Origin of the sequence: Streptomyces sp. NPDC058008, assembly GCF_042886395.1 — a bacterium.
GTDB lineage: Bacteria > Actinomycetota > Actinomycetes > Streptomycetales > Streptomycetaceae > Streptomyces.
Genome location: NZ_JBHVQX010000005.1, coordinates 226736 through 246036 on the forward strand (window position 1 = coordinate 226736; position 19301 = coordinate 246036).

Sequence of the window (19301 nt, forward strand, 5' to 3'; positions counted from 1 at the left end):
ACCACCGAACCCCACAGGAGCGGAGACCACCGTGCCCAGGACCAGCCTCAGCCGTGCCGAGATCCGTTCCTTCGCGCAGCTCAGCCCGTTCGAGCTGAAGGACAAGTTCATTCGGATCGCCACGGAGGCGCAGACCGGGAAACCGGGCCAGAAGGGCAGGACCACCCGGGCGATGCTCAACGCCGGGCGCGGCAACCCGAACTGGGTGGCCACCGGGCCCCGTGAGGCGTACCACGCGCTGGGGTACTTCGCCCTCTCCGAGTCCCGCCGGGTGTGGACGGCCGACAACCTCGGCGGCATGCCGGAGGAGGAGGGCTGCGCCGAGCGCTTCGACCGGTTCGCCCGCCGGAACCCCGGGCTGCCCGGCATCGAACTGCTGAAGGCGTGCGTCGACCTGGCGGTGAAGCGCTTCGGCTTCGTGCCCGACGCCCTCGTGCACGAGCTCGCGGACTCCTCCATCGGCGACAACTACCCGGTGCCGGACCGGATCCTGCACCACACCGAGGAGATCGTGCGCGGCTACCTCGCCGACGAGATGTTCGACCACCGGCCGCCGGAGGGGCAGACCCTCAGCCTCTTCGCCACCGAGGGCGGCACGGCGGCCATGTGCTACGTCTTCGACTCCCTGCTGAAGAACGGGATCCTGCGGAAGGGCGACCGGATCGCCCTGATGGTGCCGGTCTTCACGCCGTACCTGGAGATCCCGGAGCTGGACACGTACGGCTTCGACGTCGTGGAGGTGCGGGCCTCCCTGTTCACCGAGACCGGCGTGCGCCAGTGGCGCTACCCGCCGGAGGAGATCGAGAAGCTCGCCGACCCGTCGGTCAGGATGGTCTGCTGCGTGAACCCCAGCAACCCGCCCTCGCTGGCCCTCGCCCCCACGGTCTCCGAGCAGATCGTCTCGCTGGTCGCCGACCGCAACCCGGACCTGATCATCGTCACCGACGACGTGTACGGGACCTTCGTGGAGGGTTTCCGCTCCCTCGCCGCCGACCTCCCGCGCAACACGCTGCTCGTCTACTCGTACTCCAAGCACTACGGTGCGACCGGCTGGCGGCTCGGCGTCATCGGGCTCCACGACGACAACGTGATCGACGCCATGCTGGCCGCCCAGGACCCGGAGCTGAAGGCGCGGCTCGCCCGGCGGTACGGGAGCCTGTCGCTGGAGCCGGAGAGGATGCGCTTCATCGACCGCATGGTCGCGGACTCCCGGCAGGTGGCCCTGAACCACACCGCCGGGCTCTCGCTCCCGCAGCAGGTGATGATGACCCTGTTCTCGCTCTTCGACATGCTGGACGAGGGCCAGGAGTACAAGCACCGGATTCGAGCCATCGTCCGGCAGCGGCTCGACCTCCTCCTGGAGGGCGTCCACATGAAGGTCTCGGAGGACCCCAAGCGCGCCGCGTACTACATCGAGCTGGATCTGCTCGCCGAGGCCGAACGCGTCCACGGCAAGGAGTTCGCCGACTACCTGGAGCAGAACTACGAACCCGTCGACCCGCTCTTCCGCCTCGCCGAGCAGACCTCCGTGGTGCTGCTCAACGGCGGCGGCTTCGACGGACCGGAGTGGTCGGTGCGGGTGTCGCTCGCCAACCTGGACGACCTCGACTACCTGAAGATCGGCCACCACCTGCGCGTCATCTTCGACGAGTACGCGCAGGAGTGGCGGGCCCGGTAGCCGGTGCTACCGCGCGGCGGCGCGCTTCGGGGAGCTCTTCCACACCGACCGCACCACCCCCGCGGCCGCGATCAGGAAGCCGAGACCCATCAGCATGCACACCGCGTAGGCGATGGACGGGAACGGGTCGGTGCCGAGGAACAGCGGGGCGACGGTGACCAGGGTGGCCAGCGCGCCGACGAAGAAGACGATCGCGCCGACCTGTACGAGCCGGTCGCCTGCGCCTGAAGGAGTAGTACTCACCCGGCCAGGGTAGTTCCCAGCTCGGCGGAACCATCCGGCGACGTCTTGTGTCCGGCCCCCGGGCCATTAGCCTGGTGTACGGCGGGTCTCGGACCCGCTGTACTGCTATCCGGAGCCGTTTTCGCGGCTCTCCCGCACACCGACGAGTACGAGGACGAGGACAGACGTGCCCACGGGTAAGGTCAAATGGTTCAATTCGGAAAAGGGCTTCGGCTTTCTTTCGCGCGACGACGGCGCCGACGTCTTCGTCCACTCCTCCGTTCTCCCGGCCGGCGTCGAAGCGCTGAAGCCCGGTCAGCGCGTCGAATTCGGTGTGGTCGCGGGCCAGCGCGGTGACCAGGCCCTCTCCGTGGTGGTCCTCGACCCGACCCCGTCCGTCGCCGCCGCACAGCGGCGCAAGCCGGACGAGCTGGCCTCGATCGTGCAGGACCTGACGACGGTGCTGGAGAACATCACGCCGCTGCTGGAGCGGGGCCGCTACCCCGACAAGGCCGCGGGCGCGAAGATCGCCGGTCTGCTGCGGGCGGTCGCCGACCAGCTCGACGTCTGACGGAAGGCCGGGCCCGCGCGGCCCGGCCCCTCCGGGTCAGCGCCCGGTGACGGAGAACGCGTCCGGGGCCAGCGCCGGTACGAGCCCCTCGGCCGCCGCCCGCGTCAGCAGGCCGCGGATCGCCGCGTAGCCGTCCTCCCCGAGGTCGGCGGTGAACTCGTTGACGTACAGCCCGATGTGCTGGTCGGCGACGGCCGGGTCCATCTCCTGGGCGTGCTCCAGGACGTACGGACGCGAACGCTCCGGGTCGTCCCAGGCCATCCGGACCGACGTGCGGATCGACTCCGCCAGCCGGTTCAGCGTCTCCTCGCCCAGCGACCGCTTGGCGATGATCGCGCCGAGCGGGATCGGCAGGCCCGTGGTCGACTCCCAGTGCTGACCCATGTCGGCGAGGCTGTGCAGACCGTAGTTCCGGTAGGTGAAGCGGGCCTCGTGGATCACGAGCCCGGCGTCCACCCGGCCGTCGCGGACCGCGGGCATGATCTCGTCGAACGGCAGGACGACGATCTCGCCCACACCGTCCGGCACGACCTCCGCGGCCCACAGCCGGAAGAGCAGGTAGGCCGTCGAGCGCTCGCTCGGCACCGCGACGGTCTTCCCCGTCAGGTCCGCGCCCGGCTCCTTCGTGAGGACGAGCGGTCCGCAGCCCCGTCCGAGCGCCCCGCCGCACGGCAGCAGCGCGTACTCGTCGAGCACCCACGGCAGGACGGCGTAGGACACCTTCAGCACGTCGAACTCACCGCGCTCGGCCATGCCGTTGGTGAGGTCGATGTCGGCGAAGGTGACGTCGAGGGCGGGGGCGCCGGGGATCCTTCCGTGCGCCCACGCGTCGAAGACGAAGGTGTCGTTCGGGCACGGCGAGAAGGCGATCCGCAGCGCGGACGGCGGCGTCCCGGCGGCGTCGGCGGCGGGGTCAGTCACGGTGTCGGTCGAGTCGGTCATGCCGGTTCCAGCTTTCCACTACAGGTGCGGTCTTCCCGAACGCCTCCGTGAGGGCCGCCAGCGCGTCGCCGATGCGCCAGGCATCACGGTCGCGCGGCCCCACGGTGTTCGAGACGGCCCGGAGCTCCAGGGCCGGCACGCCGAACCGGTCGGCGGCCTCCGCGACGCCGAAGCCCTCCATGGCCTCGGCGACCGCTCCGGGATGTGCGGCCAGCAGCTCGGCGGTGCGGGCCGCGCTGCCGGTCACGGTGGAGACGGTGAGGACGGGGCCCGGCCTGGCGCCGGTCGCCCCCGCCACGTCCCGTACGAGCGTCCCGGGCGGCAGGAAGGTGTCCCTGCCGAAGCCGAGACCGGTGACGGGCACGAAGCCGTCCGGGGTCTCGGCGCCGAGGTCCGCGGCGACGATGCCGGTCGCCACCACGAGGGAGCCGACGGGCGCGGCGGGTGCGAAACCGCCGCCGATCCCGGCCGAGACGACGAGCGCGTACGGCGTCGCGGCGAGCGCGCACGCGGTGGCGGCCGCCGCGGCGGCCGGACCCGCGCCGCCCGCCAGGACGTCGAACGGCCCGGCGTGGTGCAGCTCGGCGCCGGGCACCTCACGCACCCGCGGCCCGTCCGCGAACGCACGCGTGACCGCGTCCCGTTCGGCCGGGACAGCGGTCACGACAAGCACCCGCACAGCGGTGGTCCTCGGGGTCAGGGGGTCAGGACGTCTTCGTGAGCTGGAAGTGCCAGATGCCCGTGAGCTTCTGGCCCTTGGTCTCGACGATGCTGACCTGCGTCTTGTCCGCGGTGGTCTCGCCGGTCTGGCTGGCGAAGAAGGCGCTGCCCGGGATCGAGCGGTAGGTCTTCTTGTACGGCTCCTGCTCGGCCTGCTGGCCGTTGATGAAGAGCGTCCAGCCGTTGTCGGCGATCTCGGGGTCGACGCCGAAGCGGACCTTGTCGTCCATCGCGACCTTGACGGACTTCTCCGCCTTCTTGTTGAGGCAGCCCTGGATCTCGGACTCCTTGAGGGCGTTGCCGTCGTTGTAGCAGGCGGCCTCGGTGCTCACCGAGTTGCCGCCGACCGTCACCGTGGCGAGTGGCGTCGGCTTGTCGCAGGCGGACAGGACAAGGAGTCCCGCGGACACGGCACCGAGAGCGACGCCGATTCGACGGCCCTTACCGGAGAAGAACGCAACGGTCATGCGCCGAAGGTTATCGGTCGGTGCCGCTCACGCCACGCGGGGGTGCGGTGAGCCGCGCCGGGCGGCCCCCAGGAGCCCCCGTACGGAGGCGGCCGCTCCCAGGGCGAGGAGCCCGGCGGCCACCGACATGCCGAGTACTCCGTTGAGGGGGAGGGCGATGCCGATCGCCCCGCCGACGACCCAGGACATCTGGAGGAGCGTCTCCGACCGGGCGAAGGCCGACGTGCGCACCTCCTCCGGCACGTCGCGCTGGATCATCGCGTCCAGCGACAGCTTCGACAGGGCCTGGGTGAATCCGGCGACCGCGGTGAGCGCGGCCACCATCACCGTGCTGAAGAAGATCGCGGCGAGCACCGCGACGCCCAGGGCGAGGCCCAGCACCGTGGCGACGATCACCTCGGGGCCGCGTGCCCTGAGCCACGAGCCCACCGCCGTGCCGCAGGCGTTCCCGACGCCGGCCGCCACGCCGACGATGCCGAGGGAGACGGCGGCGCTCTGCCCGGAGAGCGGATGCTCGCGGAGGAGGAAGGCCAGGTAGAAGATCAGGAAGCCGGAGAGCGCGCGGTGCGCGGCGTTCGCCTGGAGGCCGTGCAGGACGGACGGTCCGACGGAGCGCAGTCCGGGCGGCTTCTCCCGCCCCTTCCTCCGGCCGAGCCTGGTGCTGCCGCCCCTGCCCCACCGGGCCGCGGGCTCGGGCGGGCGGTCCGCCTCCTCGTGCGGGACGACGAGCCGGGCCTTGCGCTCGCCCTTCGCGGAGTCGACCTTGGGGGGCAGCGTGAAGGCGAGGACGGTCCCGCCGAGGAAGATCGCGCAGGCTCCGTAGAGCGGCCAGGGCGACCCGATGGTCTGTAGCCCGGCCCCGATCGGCGCCGCGACGCCCGTCGCCAGCAGACCGGCCAGGGTGACCCGTGAATTGGCCTTCACCAGGGAGAAGCGGGGCGGCAGGAGCCGGGGGACGACGGCACTGCGTACGACGCCGTACGCCTTCGACGAGACCAGGACGCCCAGCGCCGCCGGATAGAGCTCCAGACCGCCGGTGGCCACGGCGCCCGACATCGTGATCGCGAGGACCGCGCGGGCGAACATCGCGCCCGCCATCGCGGCGCGGCGGCCGTGCGGCAGCCGGTCCAGGAGCGGGCCGATCACCGGGGCGAGCAGGGTGAAGGGGGCCATCGTGACGGCGAGGTAGAGGGCGACGCGTCCGCGCGCCTCGTCGGTGGGTACGGAGAAGAACACCGTGGAGGCGAGCGCCACGGTGATCATGACGTCCCCCGCGCCGTTGACCGCGTGCAGCTCGATCAGCTTGCCGAGGCCGGACTCGCCCGCCCCGTGGGCGTGCGTCGCCTTCCGGATGCCCCGCGCCGCGCCCGTGAACGGGGCGCGCAGGGCACGGCCCATCGCCCGGCCCGCCCTGCGGAGCGGGCCGGATCCGTCGGACGACCTGGCGGCGGCCACGTGGTCATAGTGCCCCACCCCCTGCCGTAACGAACCCATGATCGCCACGGGGCGCGCGGCTGCCGCTCCGTCGGGTGAGTCGGCCGCGCCCGGGAAACGGCCGGGACACACCACGGGTCCCCGGCCGGCCGGTCCGCGTCCCGGCGGCGGTTCCGGCGCCGGTCCGCAAGGGTTACGGAGCTGTTTGGGACGGGCAGGTGGGCGCGGAGCGGCGGAGAGGGTAGCGTGCACTCACGCGCCACCGGCGGTTGTTCTTGGCCGCGCGCCTCTCCGCGATCCCGCAGAATGGGTTGCAGAAGGCGCGCCCGACGCAGGCACAACGGGTGTGGACGTCGACGCGGCCCCCAGGTCCGCTCCGTTCACAACCGTCATGGCCGAAATCGGACATCGATGGAGCTGCTGGCGCGCTCGTGAGACGGCGTATGGAGAGAAGCGAGACCTGTGAGTGCTGCGACGACGACGCGAAGCCGTACGGCCCGTACCCCCGCCCCTGACCGCCTGTGCGCCGAGGCGGTAGACCTCGCACGCGCGGCGGCGGAGGAAGCCGCCGCGCCCGGAGTGGTGGGTGAGCATGTGGCGGTGGTCTCCGAAGGGGACCGGGTCGTCACGCACTACTTCGAGTCCAAGGAGCCCGGCTACCGGGGCTGGCGCTGGGCGGTGACGGTCGCCCGGGCCTCCCGCGCCAAGAACGTCACCCTTGACGAAACGGTGCTGCTGCCCGGGTCCGACGCGCTCCTCGCCCCCGAGTGGGTGCCCTGGAGCGAGCGGCTGCGGCCCGGCGACATGGGTCCCGGCGACCTCCTGCCGACCGAGGCGGAGGACCCGCGCCTGGAGCCCGGCTGGACGGGCGAGGACGAGCCCGCGCCGAATTCCGCGGTCTCCGAGGTGTCGCAGGAGCTGGCGGCCCTCGCCGACGCGGAGGACGCGGAGCTGACGACGCTGCCGGGGACGAGCCGCGGCTCGATCGCCTCGGTCGCGGAGGAGCTCGGCACGCGGCGTGCGCGGGTGCTGTCCCGGTACGGGCTGCGGCTGGCGGCGGACCGCTGGGACGAGGAGTTCGGCCCGAGGACCCCCATGGCGCAGGCGGCTCCGGCCTCATGCGTCACCTGCGCGTTCCTGGTGCCCATGGCGGGCTCGCTGAAGCAGGCCTTCGGGGTCTGCGCGAACGAGTTCGCCCCGGCCGACGGCCGGGTGGTCTCCCTGTCGTACGGCTGCGGAGGCCACTCCGAGGCGGCGGTCATGCCGAAGCCTCCGAAGCCGGCACCGCACGCCCTGGACACGATGCGGGTGGACGACTACCCGCTGCGTCCGGCGGACGACTCCGGCTCGGTCCCGGCCCAGCCGGACGGCTCGACGGAAGACCTGGGCCACTCCTGACGTCCCCGCGCGTCCCGGGGTCCGGCGCCGCGCCGGACCCCGGCACCGCCATGCCGCGGCCGGGTCCGTCCGCGTGCGCCCCGCGGGCCTCCTGAGAGGGCCGCCGTACGGGCGCGGACACGCCCCGGGGCACCGGGTGCGCGAGGCCGTCCGGACCGCTCCCGGACGGGATCCGCGGACGAGGCCCAGCTCGGGGACGGGGGGCGCCGAGGGGGTTCCCGGTCGCGGTACCTTCGGGCGCACACTGGGCGTCACGGGTCACCGGAAGAGCGGAGTACGAGCGTGGGCATGAATGCGACCGAGGGGGCCGATCCGTTCGGGACGGCACGGCTGCGGCGCGGCGTGCTCGACGCCTGGGGCGCGGGTCCCGCCCGCTTCCGGGAGGACGCCAACGCCGAGGAGGACCTCGCGCTGGGCGGCTACCGCGACCGCCTGGTCGTCGAGCTGGCGCAGAACGCCGCCGACGCCGCGGCCCGCGCGGGAGTCCCCGGCCGCCTCCGCCTCACCCTGCGCGCCGCGTCCCCCGACGGCCCCGCCGTGCTGGCCGCCGCCAACAGCGGTGCCCCGCTCGACGCGACCGGCGTCGAGTCGCTGAGCACGCTGCGGGCCTCCGCCAAGCGCGAGGGCCACGAGTCGGCCGTCGGCCGTTTCGGCGTCGGCTTCGCCGCCGTCCTGGCCGTCAGCGACGAACCCGCGGTGATCGGACGCCACGGCGGTGTCCGCTGGTCCCTCGCCGAGGCCCGCGACCTCGCCCGGCAGGCCTCCGTCGGCAGCCCCGGCCTCGGTGACGAGCTGCGCCGCCGGGACGGCCACGTGCCGCTGCTCCGGCTCCCGCTGCCCGCCGAGGGCACCGCGCCCGACGGCTACGACACCGTCGTCGTCCTGCCGCTCCGCGACGGCGTCGCCGAGGATCTCGTGGGCCGCCTCCTGGACGGTGTGGACGACGCGCTGCTCCTGACGCTGCCCGGCCTCGACGAGGTCGCGATCGAAACCCCCGACGGCGCACGGACGTTGCGGCGCTCGCAGCACGGCCCGTGCACGCACGTGGACGACTCCGCGCACGGCCTCCACCGCTGGCGCACCGCCTCGGCGGACGGGCCGGTGGAGCCCGCGCTGCTGGCCGGCCGGCCCGTGGAGGAACGGCTGCGCCCGCACTGGTCGGTGACCTGGGCCGTGCCCGTCGACGAGGACGGAGCGCCCCAGCACCCCCGTACGGCACCCGTCGTGCACGCCCCGACGCCCACCGACGAGCCGCTCGGCGTCCCCGCGCTGCTGATCGCCTCGCTGCCGCTGGACACCACCCGCCGGCACCCCGCGCCCGGCCCGCTGACGGACTTCCTCGTGGAGCGCGCCGCCGACGCGTACGCGGAACTGCTCGCCGGGTGGGAGCCCGTGTCCGTCGCCACGATCGCGCTGGTGCCGGGCGTGCTCGGCAAGGGGCAGCTCGACGGCGCGCTGCGCGCCGCGATCCTGGAGCGGCTGCCCCGGGTCGCGTTCCTGGAGCCCGCCGCGCCCCGGGACCCGGCCGAGGCGGCGGGTCAGTGGGACGACTGGGACGGTGCCGGAGCCCCGCGCCGGGACACGGCCGCGCTGCGCCCGGTCGAGGCCGAGGTGGTCGAGGGCGTGGGCGCGGAGACCGTACGGGTCCTCGCCGAGGTGCTGCCCTGCCTGCTGCCCGCCGGGCTGGAGCGCCGCACCGAGCTGCGCACGCTCGGCGTCGCCCGCGTCCCGCTGACCGAGGCCGTCGACCGGCTCGCCGGTCTGGAGCGGGGCCCGGAGTGGTGGCGGCGGCTCTACGACAGCCTGGCCGGTGTCGACCCCGACCGGCTCTCCGGACTGCCCGTCCCCCTCGCCGGCTCCGCCGACACACCCCGCACCACCATCGGCCCCCGCCAGGTCCTCCTGCCGCTGCCGGACGCGCTGACCTCGCCGGTGCTCGACAGGCTGGCCCGGCTCGGGCTGAAGGTGGCCCACCCGGACGCCGCCCACCCGCTGCTGGAGAAGCTGGGCGCCCTGCCCGCCACCCCCCGGGCCGTCCTGACGACCCCGCAGGTCCGGGCCGCCGTGGCGGGTTCGCTGGACGCGGGCGAGATCTGGGACGAGGACGCGCTGGACGGCGACGAGCTCGCCGAGACCGTCCTCACGCTCGTACGGGACGCGGACCTCGCGCCCGGCGACGAGCCCTGGCTCGGTGCGCTCGCCCTGCCCGACGAGGACGGCGAGCCCGCGCCCGCCGGCGAACTCGTCCTGCCGGGAAGCCCGTTCGCCCAGGTGATGCGCGAGGGCGAACTCGCCCTGTGCGACGCGGAACTGGCCGGGCGCTGGGGCGAACAGCCGCTGACCGCCTGCGGGGTGCTGGCCACCTTCGCCCTCGTGCGGGCCACCGACGTCGTCCTGGACCCCGACGAACTGGAGCCCCGCGACGGCGACTTCGCCGAGCCGGACGACGCGGGTCTGCTCGACGCCGTCGACGTCTGGTGCGAGGACGTCCTGGACCAGCTCCCGGACACCCCGGTGCCGCCGGTCGCCACGGAACTCGTCGCCGTACGCGACCTGGACCTCGTCGACGACGACGCCTGGCCGCAGGCGCTGGCGATGCTCGCCCGCCCGCCGCTGCGCGACGCGCTGACCCAGCCGGTGCGGGTGCTGCTCCCGGACGGTACGACGCAGTCGGTGCGGCCCTACACCGCGTGGTGGCTGCGCGACCACCCCGTGCTCGACGGGCGCCGCCCCGCCGGACTGCGCGCGGCGGGCGGTGACCCGCGCCTGGAGGGCCTGTACGACTCCGCCGACGCGACGGGCTTCGACGACGCGCAGGTGCTGCGCGCCCTCGGTGTGAGGACCTCGGTGGCCGCCCTCCTGGACGAACCGGGCGGGGCGGCCGAGCTGCTGGGGCGGCTCGCGGACGAGGAGCGCCCCGTCGGCCCCGTGCAGCTGCACTCCCTCTACACCGCGCTCGCCGAACTGGACCCCGAACAGGTCACGTTGCCCGACGAGTTGAGGGCCGTCGTGGACGACGAGGTGCGGGTCGCCGACGCGGCGGACGCCGTCATCGCCGACGCCCCCGACCTGCTGCCGCTGACCGGTGGCCTGCCGCTGCTGCCGGTGGCCCCGGCGCGCGCCGCGGAACTGGCGGAGCTGCTCCAGGTGCGGCGGCTCGGGGAGAGCGTCGAGGCCGTGGTGACGACGGAGGGCGAGGAACACCGGGTGCCGGACTCCGTACGGATCCTGCTCGGTCCCGGGACCCCCGGCAGCTACGTCGAACACGGCGAACTGCGCGCGGGCGGTGTGGAGCTGGACTGGCGCCGCACCCCTGACGGTGTGGTCCACGCGTCCACGGTGGAGGGGGTGGCGGCCGGTCTCGCCTGGGCCGCCGGGCAGTGGCCGCGCCGCTTCGAGGTGGCCGCGCTGCTGGAGGACCCGTCGCGCACGGAGGAACTGGCCCGGGACCGCTGGTTCGACTGAGCCGGGGGCTCACAGCTCCTTGACGTACCGGTTCGCGTGGGCGAGCGGGACGAGCGGATGGCGGTCACGGACGGTCCTGACCGCGGCGACGTCCCCTCGCGCGCCGCGGACGGCGCGGACCTCGTCCTCGTCCACCCGCGTCCGGAACCCCTCGTAGCTTCCGTAGCGGTCCTGGAAGGCGCGCCCGCGCCCGCGGAGGACGAGGTCGCAGGCGAACGCCGCGACCGCTCCCACGGCCCCGGCCACGACGACTCCGGTGAGGGGGTCGATCATCGGTCCTCTCCTCCGGTTCTCCCTGCCGGGCACGCCGGTTCAGGGCTCGGCCCGTCGAGGGCCCTCTGGGGTCAGCACAGTCAGGGTGCCATGCCCCCGATGTGATCTTCACAGGAAAGTCACCCGGCGGGCACAACCTTTCACGACTGCGGCCTGTCTGGATCGGTGAGTCATCAGACTCACCGACCACATGGGGACCACGGGCAGCAGTGCCTGCCGCGGGCCCCCTTCTCCACCTGGGGAACACATGCGTATGCGTGCCACTGTTGCCGCTGTCTCCGGCGCCCTGGCTCTGTCCGCCCTCGCCGTCCCGGCGGCGCAGGCGGGCGACCGGGCCGTTCCGGTCCTGGACAAGCCGACCGCCGCCGAGGTGTTCGGCACCGGGGCCAGGGCCCCCTTCGCGGCGTCGCGCGCCGTGGTGACGGAGCCCGTCATCTCGAAGGTCGTCGTCAACGGCGGCAAGGACATCGTCGTCGGCACGACGGCCGCGAAGAAGATCACCGTCTCGGTCACCGCCTCGCACCCGTCCGGCATATCCGACGGATACGTCGACCTCTGGCACGGCTCTAACCCCGAGACGGACATCGACGGATGGGTGGTGGCGAACGAGGACGCGGCCACCTGCACGAACTCCAGCGCCACCACCGCCACGTGCAGGCTGACGATCACGATCGTCCCCGGCGAGGACCTCTACAAGAACGCGCTCGCCGGAACCTGGCACGTCACCGCGGGTGCGCTCGCCCGTGACGAGAGCTCGTTCGCGTGGAACGACTACCAGGCCAAGGCCCGGATCCAGCGCCTCTCCAAGGTCACCGTCAACGCCACCCCGGAGCCCGTCAGGAAGGGCAAGACCCTCACGGTCACCGGCAAGCTCTCGCGCGCCAACTGGGAGACCGGCACCTACAAGGGCTACTCCGCCCAGGCCGTCAAGCTGCAGTTCCGCAAGAAGAACAGCAGCACCTACACCACCGTCAAGACCATCAAGTCGAACAGCACCGGCGTGCTGAAGACCACCGTCAAGGCGTCCGTGGACGGCTACTGGCGCTACAGCTTCGCCGGCACGTCCACCACCCCGGCCGTCACGGCCGCGGGCGACTACGTCGACGTGAAGTAGTGACCGGATAACCGGGTGAGCGGGGGCCGCGCCCCCGCGGACCTACGAGCGGAAGCGGCGGCCGACCATGCGCCAGGCCAGTTCCAGGACGGCCGCCGCGACCACCGAGATACCCACCGCGGTCCAGGGCATCGACACCCCCACCAGCTTCAGGGCGAAGAAGTTCTGGAGGGCGGGGACCGCGAGCACGACCAGGAAGCAGACGCCCATCGCCACCACCAGGGTGATCCGCCACCACGTGTAGGGGCGGGCGATGATCGCCAGGACCCACATCGAGACCAGGAACAGGGTCAGGGTCGCCGCACTCGTCTCGGCCTCCAGCGATCCCGGCCCCGAGTAGGCGTGCCGGGCGACCAGGTAGGTGGCGAAGGTGGCCACCGCCGCGATGACCCCGGACGGGATCGCGTACCGCATGACGCGGCGTACGAAGTGCGGCTGGGCGCGCTCCTTGTTGGGGGCGAGCGCCAGGAAGAACGCCGGGATGCCGATCGTCAGCGTGGACAGCAGCGTGAGGTGGCGGGGGAGGAACGGGTACTCCACCTGGAAGCAGACCACCAGGATCGCCAGCAGCACCGAGTACACGGTCTTCGTCAGGAACAGCGTGGCGACCCGGGTGATGTTGCCGATGACCCGCCGGCCCTCGGCCACGACCGAGGGCAGTGTCGCGAAGCTGTTGTCGAGCAGCACGATCTGGGCGACCGCGCGGGTCGCCTCGGAGCCCGAGCCCATCGAGACGCCGATGTCGGCGTCCTTCAGCGCCAGCACGTCGTTGACGCCGTCCCCGGTCATCGCGACGGTGTGACCGCGTGACTGGAGGGCCGCGACCATGTCGCGCTTCTGCTGCGGGGTGACCCGGCCGAAGACCGCGTTCCGTTCGATCGCCGTGGCCATCTCGTCACGGTCCTCGGGCAGCCGGCGGGCGTCCAGGGCGTGTTCGGCGCCCGGCATCCCCAGCTTCTGGGCCACCGCGCCGACCGAGACGGCGTTGTCGCCGGAGATGACCTTCGCCGCGACGTTCTGGTCGTCGAAGTAGGACAGGGTCTCCCCGGCGTCGGGCCGCAGCCGCTGCTCCAGGACGACGAGAGCGGTGGCCGTGGCCCGATCGGCGGCGTCGGGGGCGTCCAGCTCGCCGCTCAGCCGGGCGAGGAGCAGGACCCGCAGGCCCTGTTCGTTGAGGTGGCCGGTCTCGGCGAGGGCGGGGTCGTCGGCGGACAGCAGCACGTCGGGGGCGCCGAGCAGCCACGAGGACGTCCCGCCGTCCCCCTCGCTGAAGGCGGCGCCGCTGTACTTGCGGGCGGAGGAGAACGGCAGGGTCCGTGTGACGTCCCAGCCCCTGTCGTCCGGGTAGGCGTCGATGATGGCCTGGAGGCTGGCGTTGGGCCGCGGGTCGGAGGCACCGAGGGCGCCCAGGACCCGGTGGACGTACTCCTCGTCCGAGCCGTTCAGCGGGCGGACCTCGGTGACGTCCATGCCGCCCTCGGTGAGGGTGCCGGTCTTGTCCAGGCAGACCACGTCGACCCGGGCCAGGCCCTCGATGGCCGGCAGTTCCTGCACGAGGCACTGCTTGCGGCCGAGCCGGATGACGCCGATCGCGAAGGCGACCGAGGTGAGCAGGACCAGGCCCTCGGGGATCATCGGGACGATGCCGCCGACCGTGCGGGCGACCGAGTCCTTGAAGTTGTTGTCCTTGACGACCAGCTGGCTGATGATCAGCCCGATCGCCGTCGGCACCATCATCCACGTCACGTACTTGAGGATCGTGCTGATCCCGCTGCGGAGTTCGGACTGGACGAGGGTGAAGCGGGACGCCTCCTCGGCGAGCTGCGCGGCGTAGGCCTCGCGCCCGACCTTGGTGGCGGTGAAGGCGCCGCCGCCCGCGACGACGAAGCTGCCGGACATCACGGGGTCGCCCGGCCGCTTGATCACGGGGTCGGCCTCGCCGGTCAGCAGCGACTCGTCGATCTCCAGGCCGTCGGCCTCGACGACCGTGCCGTCCACGACGGCCTTGTCGCCGGGACCGAGCTCCACCAGGTCACCGAGGACGATCTCGGACACGGAGACCTCGGCGGAGGTCCCGTCGCGCCGCACGGTCGGCTTCGCCTCGCCGATCACCGCGAGGCTGTCCAGGGTCTTCTTGGCACGCCACTCCTGGACGATGCCGATCCCGGTGTTCGCGATGATCACGAAGCCGAACAGGCTGTCCTGGATCGGCGCGACGAAGAGCATGATCGCCCAGAGCACGCCGATGATCAGGTTGAACCGGGTGAGGACGTTCGCGCGGACGATCTCGGTGACGGACCGCGACGAGCGGACGGGTACGTCGTTGACCTCGCCCCGCGCGACCCGTTCCGCCACCTCGGCGGTGGTCAGCCCGCCCGGTGGCGCGGGCGCGGGAGGGGTCCGTACGGATTCCGGTCGCTCACCGGAGGAGTCGAGTGCCCGCTGCGTCATGATCCGACCGTACGGGCGGACGGGGCGGTTCACCCCCTGAGGAGGGCGAAGATCAGACCGGGGGAGGAGCGGAATGGTCCCACGGGTGTACGCCCGGGAGCCCGGGTCTCGGGCGGCGGGTGGAGGACGGGCGGCGGCCGGCGGGGAACCGGAGGAGCCGCGCCCGCGCGGGGCGCCGGTGGCGCCGGGCCGAGGGAGCAGGCGGAACCGGCGTGGCAGGCGGGGCCGAGGGGACCGGCCGGGTCAGCCGAGCGTGCTGCCGTGCGCGGACTTCTCCGCGGCGGCCGCCGCGGCCCGCTTGATCGCGGCGTCGCGTCCCCGGACGTACCAGATGCCGATCAGGCCGAGTCCGGCGCCCGCCAGGCAGGCCCAGATCCACCAGGCGTGACCCCGGTCGTCGAACCAGCCGTAGAAGGGGACCTGCACGAGGAAGAGGACGAACCAGAGGATCGTGCCGCCGGTGATGGTGGCGACGACGGGACCCTCCAGGGGCTCCGGTGCCTCGTGTTTCGGTGTCCACTTCTCCATGCGATCAGTCTAGCCGGGGCGTCGCGGGCCAGACGGCGCAAGGATCTACGCGCGGAGATAGCGATCTTTCCCTTATGTATTCATACTGAATCTGCTTGCGGGTGACTCGAATTATTCGTGTGAACATCCAAATCTGACTGTTTTCATCCCCTCGATGCACGACTGAAGGTCATACATGTCCTCCTCGACCACCGCTCCGGTCGATCAGCCTCCGATGCCGCCGCAGCCCGACGGCGTCCTTGATCGTTACTTCAAGATCTCCGAGCGGGGGTCGACGGTCGCGCGCGAGATCCGCGGCGGCTTCGCCACGTTCTTCGCGATGGCGTACATCATCGTGCTCAACCCGATCATCCTGGGCAGCGCGAAGGACATGTACGGGCATCAGCTCGAAGGCGGCCAGCTCGTCACGGCCACCGTGCTGGCGGCCGCGTTCTCCACGCTGCTGATGGGCGTCATCGGCAACGTGCCGATCGCGCTCGCCGCCGGTCTCGGGGTCAACACCGTCGTCGCCCTCCAGCTCGCGCCCCGGATGAGCTGGGCGGACGCGATGGGCATGGTCGTCCTCGCGGGCATCGTCGTGATGCTGCTGGTCGCCACCGGGCTGCGCGAGCGCGTGATGAACGCCGTGCCGCGCTCGCTCCGCAAGGGCATCGCGATGGGCATCGGCCTCTTCGTGCTGCTGGTCGGCCTGGTCGACTCGGGATTCGTCTCCCGCATCCCCGACGCCGCGCACACCACGGTGCCGCTCCAGCTCGGCAGCGACGGCCACCTCAACGGCTGGCCGGTCCTGGTCTTCGTCCTCGGCACGCTGCTGACCCTCGCGCTGATCGTCCGCAAGGTGCCCGGCGCGATCCTCCTGTCCATCGTCGCCATGACGGTCGTCGCGCTGGTCATCGACGCCGTCGCGAACCTCCCGGCCGACGCCTGGGGCCTGACCGTGCCCGCGTGGCCGGGGAATCCGGTGTCGTCCCCGGACTTCGGGCTGCTCGGCCAGGTCAGCCTGTTCGGCGGCTTCGGGAAGGTCGGGCTGCTGACCGGCGTCCTCTTCGTCTTCACCGTGCTGCTGTCCTGCTTCTTCGACGCGATGGGCACCATCCTCGGCGTCGGCGACGAGGCCAAGCTGATGGACAAGGACGGCAACTTCCCGGGCATCAACCGGGTCCTGCTCGTCGACGGTGTCGCCGTCGCCGCGGGCGGCATCAGCTCCTCGTCGGCCTCGACCTGCTTCGTGGAGTCCACGGCGGGCGTCGGCGAGGGTGCCCGTACCGGGCTCGCGAGCGTGGTGAGCGGCCTGCTCTTCACGGTGGCGCTGTTCCTGACGCCGCTGGCGACGATGGTCCCCTCGCAGGCGGCCACCCCGGCACTGGTCGCGGTCGGGTTCCTGATCCTCGCGGGCAATGTGCGCGACGTCGACTGGAGCGACCTCACGCTCGCCATCCCGGCCTTCCTGGCCATGCTGATGATGCCGCTCACGTACTCGATCACCAACGGCATCGGCATCGGCTGCATCGCCTTCAGCGCGATGCGCCTGGCGGCCGGCCGCGGCCGCGAGGTCCCGGCGGCCATGTACGTGGTGTCGGCGGTCTTCGTCTTCTACTACGCGATGCCGGCGCTCGGCCTCACGTAGGCGCGTACGTCCGCACCCCCACGGGGCGGATCCCCGTCAGGTGACCCGGTCCGCCGGGTCCGCGTGACGGGGGTCCGCCCCGTAGAACTTCTCCGTCTCGTCGACGGCGGCGTGGAAGCGCTCGTCGAAGTCGTCCCGCACGAGCGTCCGGACCACGTAGTCCTGGACGGTCATGCCGCGTCTGGCGGCGTGCCGGCGGAGCCGTTCGAGCAGCTCACCGTCTATGCGCAGGCTGAGCACTGTCGATTCCATGCCAAGCAGGGTCGCGGCACACCCGGCCCGCTCGCGGCTCTTTCCGGCTCATACTCACTCGTTCGGGTGATCAGTTTCTCGCGCGTGTACCACCCATTGGTATTTAGCAGAGCTAATGAGTTACGCTAAGAAACATGCCTGACCTGATCCACGACGGCGACAGTGCCGCCGCCGTGAGCTCCCTTCGCTCCGCCGTGATGCTGCTGGGCCGGCGCCTGAAGCACCAGCGTGTCGACGAGTCGCTGAGCCCGACCGAGATGTCGGTGCTCGGCACGCTCGCGCGTTGCGGCTCGGCCACTCCCGGTGAGCTGGCCCGCAAGGAGCACGTGCAGCCGCCGTCGATGACCCGCATCGTCGCGCTGCTGGAAGCCAAGGGCCTGGTCAGACTGGAACCGCACCCCGATGACCGTCGGCAGAAGATGGTCAGCCGGACCGAGCAGGCGGAAGCCATGCTCGCCGAGAGCCGCTCCAAGCGGAACGCCTGGCTGGCCGATCTCGCCGAGGGCCTGGACGAGGAGGAGTGGGAGAAGCTGCGGGCCGCCGCGCCCGTGCTGGAGAAGCTCGCCCACCTGTGACCCTGCGCGCCCCCGCCGGTTTCCGGTCCGAGGCGCGCCCGCGTCACACCCCCGTCAGCAAGCACGTCGTATACGTCCGAGGAGGCGAACCCTTTTGAGTACGGGATCCGGAGCAGACTCCGCCCCCGCACCGACTTCCACCCACGAGAGCAAGACCGGCGGGACCTTCTCGTCGCTGAAGATCCGCAACTACCGCCTGTTCGCCACGGGCGCCGTGATCTCCAACACCGGTACCTGGATGTCCCGCATCACGCAGGACTGGCTCGTCCTGAGCCTCACCGGGTCCGCCGCCGCCGTCGGTATCACCACGGCCCTCCAGTTCCTCCCGATGCTCCTGTTCGGCCTGTACGGCGGCGTCATAGCCGACCGGCTGCCGAAGCGGCGTCTGCTGCTCATGAGCCAGGCCGCCCTCGGCCTCTGCGGCATCGCACTCGCCGCCCTGACCCTCTCCGGCGTCGTCCAGGTCTGGCACGTCTACCTCGTCGCCTTCCTGCTCGGCCTCGTGACCGTCGTCGACAACCCGGCGCGCCAGTCGTTCGTCTCCGAGATGGTCGGCCCCGCGCAGCTGCGCAACGCGGTCAGCCTGAACTCCGCGAACTTCCAGTCCGCCCGGCTCATCGGCCCCGCCGTCGCGGGTGTCCTGATCACGACCGTCGGCAGCGGCTGGGCCTTCCTGCTGAACGGCCTGTCGTTCGCCGCACCCCTGATCTGCCTGCTCATGATGCGTACGAGCGAGCTCCACGCGTCGGTGACGGTCAAGCGGGCCAAGGGCCAGCTGCGGGAAGGACTGCGCTACGTCTCGGGCAGACCCGAGCTGATCTGGCCGATCGTGCTGGTCGGGTTCGTCGGCACCTTCGGCTTCAACTTCCCGATCTGGCTGACCGCCTTCGCGGACGAGATCTTCCACGGCGGCGCCGGGATGTACTCGTTCTTCAACATCCTCATGGCGGCCGGCTCCCTGGCCGGAGCCCTGCTCGCCGCCCGCCGCCGGTCCTCGCGGCTGAGGATGCTGGTGGCCGCCGGCACGCTATTCGGCGGTCTGGAGATCGCCGCGGCGCTCTCCCCGTCCGTCTGGCTGTTCTCGCTGCTGCTGCTGCCGATCGGCATGATCGGCCTGACGACCAACATCAGCGCCAACACGAGCGTCCAGATGGCCTCCGACCCCGAGATGCGGGGCCGGGTGATGAGCCTCTACATGATGGTCTTCGCCGGGGGCACCCCGGTGGGAGCCCCGATCGTGGGCTGGATCAGCGACGTCTACGGCGCCCGCACCGGCATGGTGGCCGGCGGGGCGATCTCGATGGTGGCCGCGCTCGGCGTCGGGTTCGCCCTGACCCGGGTCGGCGGTCTGCGCCTCAAGGTCGACCTGCGCCCGGGCCGCCCGCACGTGCGGTTCGTCCCGCGCGAGCAGCTGGCGACGGCTGCCTGAGCCGTGCGGAGCGGCCCCGGCCCGTGAGGAACGCACCACGGCCGGGGCCGCTGCCGTGTGCCGGGGCCCCGCCACCCGCCGCTGATGCCCGCCGTCGTGCCGCGCGGGACGACGGCGGGTGGGCTGCCCGGGCGGGCCGGACGCTGGGACACTCG

General features: G+C 72.3%; 17 protein-coding genes. 8 read left to right on the forward strand and 9 right to left on the reverse strand.

Annotated elements, in window-relative coordinates:
- Positions 1-31: 31 nt before the first annotated feature.
- Positions 32-1678 carry a bifunctional aspartate transaminase/aspartate 4-decarboxylase gene (locus ACFVS9_RS07195; RefSeq protein ID WP_389930752.1) on the forward strand — a complete coding sequence of 549 codons (1647 nt, stop codon included), beginning with the start codon at positions 32-34 and terminating at the stop codon, positions 1676-1678.
- A 6-nt stretch (positions 1679-1684) separates the two neighbouring features.
- Here ACFVS9_RS07195 and ACFVS9_RS07200 read toward each other — a convergent pair whose 3' ends face one another.
- The gene (locus ACFVS9_RS07200) at positions 1685-1921 is read right to left on the reverse strand and encodes a hypothetical protein (RefSeq protein ID WP_383113573.1); all 237 of its coding nucleotides are present in this window, start codon (positions 1919-1921) and stop codon (positions 1685-1687) included.
- A 166-nt stretch (positions 1922-2087) separates the two neighbouring features.
- Here ACFVS9_RS07200 and ACFVS9_RS07205 point away from each other — a divergent pair, with 166 nt between their 5' ends.
- Positions 2088-2471 carry a cold-shock protein gene (locus tag ACFVS9_RS07205; protein WP_389930754.1) on the forward strand — a complete coding sequence of 128 codons (384 nt, stop codon included), beginning with the start codon at positions 2088-2090 and terminating at the stop codon, positions 2469-2471.
- Between the two features lie 36 nt (positions 2472-2507).
- On the opposite strand, the gene ACFVS9_RS07210 is transcribed toward ACFVS9_RS07205, so the two are convergent.
- From ACFVS9_RS07210 to ACFVS9_RS07225, 4 genes are read right to left on the reverse strand one after another with little or no spacing between them, the layout of a single operon-like run.
- On the reverse strand, positions 2508-3413 hold the full coding sequence (locus tag ACFVS9_RS07210; protein ID WP_383113572.1) for a 1,4-dihydroxy-6-naphthoate synthase: 906 nt from the start codon (positions 3411-3413) through the stop codon (positions 2508-2510).
- Positions 3385-4092 carry a futalosine hydrolase gene (locus ACFVS9_RS07215; RefSeq protein ID WP_389930756.1) on the reverse strand — a complete coding sequence of 236 codons (708 nt, stop codon included), beginning with the start codon at positions 4090-4092 and terminating at the stop codon, positions 3385-3387. Before ACFVS9_RS07215 ends, ACFVS9_RS07210 begins: the two co-directional genes overlap by 29 nt.
- Before the next feature lie 25 nt (positions 4093-4117).
- Positions 4118-4600, reverse strand: a complete 483-nt coding sequence (locus ACFVS9_RS07220; RefSeq protein WP_383113570.1) for a DUF2771 domain-containing protein — start codon at positions 4598-4600, stop codon at positions 4118-4120.
- A 27-nt stretch (positions 4601-4627) separates the two neighbouring features.
- Positions 4628-6055: an MFS transporter gene (locus ACFVS9_RS07225; protein ID WP_383113569.1), complete on the reverse strand. Its 1428-nt coding sequence runs from the start codon at positions 6053-6055 to the stop codon at positions 4628-4630.
- Between the two features lie 441 nt (positions 6056-6496).
- Between ACFVS9_RS07225 and ACFVS9_RS07230 the strand changes: the two genes are divergently transcribed.
- Both ACFVS9_RS07230 and ACFVS9_RS07235 read left to right on the forward strand, forming a co-directional pair.
- Complete coding sequence (locus tag ACFVS9_RS07230) at positions 6497-7432, forward strand: DUF3027 domain-containing protein (RefSeq protein WP_383113568.1); 936 nt, start codon at positions 6497-6499, stop codon at positions 7430-7432.
- A gap of 288 nt (positions 7433-7720) precedes the next feature.
- Complete coding sequence (locus tag ACFVS9_RS07235) at positions 7721-10897, forward strand: sacsin N-terminal ATP-binding-like domain-containing protein (RefSeq protein ID WP_389930758.1); 3177 nt, start codon at positions 7721-7723, stop codon at positions 10895-10897.
- Positions 10898-10906: 9 nt separating this feature from the next.
- Here ACFVS9_RS07235 and ACFVS9_RS07240 read toward each other — a convergent pair whose 3' ends face one another.
- A complete protein-coding gene (locus tag ACFVS9_RS07240; RefSeq protein ID WP_383113566.1) occupies positions 10907-11170 on the reverse strand; it encodes a hypothetical protein in 264 nt (87 codons plus the stop codon).
- A gap of 247 nt (positions 11171-11417) precedes the next feature.
- Here ACFVS9_RS07240 and ACFVS9_RS07245 point away from each other — a divergent pair, with 247 nt between their 5' ends.
- Complete coding sequence (locus tag ACFVS9_RS07245; RefSeq protein ID WP_389930759.1) at positions 11418-12284, forward strand: DUF5707 domain-containing protein; 867 nt, start codon at positions 11418-11420, stop codon at positions 12282-12284.
- Between the two features lie 42 nt (positions 12285-12326).
- Here ACFVS9_RS07245 and ACFVS9_RS07250 read toward each other — a convergent pair whose 3' ends face one another.
- The gene (locus tag ACFVS9_RS07250) at positions 12327-14735 is read right to left on the reverse strand and encodes a cation-translocating P-type ATPase (RefSeq protein WP_383113564.1); all 2409 of its coding nucleotides are present in this window, start codon (positions 14733-14735) and stop codon (positions 12327-12329) included.
- 243 nt (positions 14736-14978) lie between these two features.
- On the reverse strand, positions 14979-15263 hold the full coding sequence (locus ACFVS9_RS07255; RefSeq protein ID WP_383113563.1) for a DUF2530 domain-containing protein: 285 nt from the start codon (positions 15261-15263) through the stop codon (positions 14979-14981).
- Between the two features lie 175 nt (positions 15264-15438).
- Here ACFVS9_RS07255 and ACFVS9_RS07260 point away from each other — a divergent pair, with 175 nt between their 5' ends.
- On the forward strand, positions 15439-16890 hold the full coding sequence (locus ACFVS9_RS07260; protein WP_389930762.1) for an NCS2 family permease: 1452 nt from the start codon (positions 15439-15441) through the stop codon (positions 16888-16890).
- Between the two features lie 36 nt (positions 16891-16926).
- Here the strand turns inward: ACFVS9_RS07260 and ACFVS9_RS07265 are convergent, their stop codons facing one another.
- Positions 16927-17142, reverse strand: a complete 216-nt coding sequence (locus tag ACFVS9_RS07265; protein WP_383113561.1) for a hypothetical protein — start codon at positions 17140-17142, stop codon at positions 16927-16929.
- Positions 17143-17276: 134 nt separating this feature from the next.
- Between ACFVS9_RS07265 and ACFVS9_RS07270 the strand changes: the two genes are divergently transcribed.
- Positions 17277-17717, forward strand: a complete 441-nt coding sequence (locus ACFVS9_RS07270; RefSeq protein WP_356531469.1) for a MarR family transcriptional regulator — start codon at positions 17277-17279, stop codon at positions 17715-17717.
- 94 nt (positions 17718-17811) lie between these two features.
- Complete coding sequence (locus ACFVS9_RS07275; protein ID WP_383113560.1) at positions 17812-19146, forward strand: MFS transporter; 1335 nt, start codon at positions 17812-17814, stop codon at positions 19144-19146.
- Positions 19147-19301: the final 155 nt, after the last annotated feature.

Excerpts from the sequence above, each read along its gene's own strand:
- ACFVS9_RS07210 (WP_383113572.1), bottom strand. The coding sequence starts at position 3,413 with ATGACCGACTCGACCGACACCGTGACTGACCCCGCCGCCGACGCCGCC.
- ACFVS9_RS07220 (WP_383113570.1), bottom strand. The coding sequence starts at position 4,600 with ATGACCGTTGCGTTCTTCTCCGGTAAGGGCCGTCGAATCGGCGTCGCT.
- ACFVS9_RS07235 (WP_389930758.1), top strand. The coding sequence starts at position 7,721 with ATGAATGCGACCGAGGGGGCCGATCCGTTCGGGACGGCACGGCTGCGG.
- ACFVS9_RS07240 (WP_383113566.1), bottom strand. The coding sequence starts at position 11,170 with ATGATCGACCCCCTCACCGGAGTCGTCGTGGCCGGGGCCGTGGGAGCG.
- ACFVS9_RS07245 (WP_389930759.1), top strand. The coding sequence starts at position 11,418 with ATGCGTATGCGTGCCACTGTTGCCGCTGTCTCCGGCGCCCTGGCTCTG.
- ACFVS9_RS07250 (WP_383113564.1), bottom strand. The coding sequence starts at position 14,735 with ATGACGCAGCGGGCACTCGACTCCTCCGGTGAGCGACCGGAATCCGTA.
- ACFVS9_RS07255 (WP_383113563.1), bottom strand. The coding sequence starts at position 15,263 with ATGGAGAAGTGGACACCGAAACACGAGGCACCGGAGCCCCTGGAGGGT.
- ACFVS9_RS07260 (WP_389930762.1), top strand. The coding sequence starts at position 15,439 with ATGTCCTCCTCGACCACCGCTCCGGTCGATCAGCCTCCGATGCCGCCG.
- ACFVS9_RS07265 (WP_383113561.1), bottom strand. The coding sequence starts at position 17,142 with ATGGAATCGACAGTGCTCAGCCTGCGCATAGACGGTGAGCTGCTCGAA.
- ACFVS9_RS07270 (WP_356531469.1), top strand. The coding sequence starts at position 17,277 with ATGCCTGACCTGATCCACGACGGCGACAGTGCCGCCGCCGTGAGCTCC.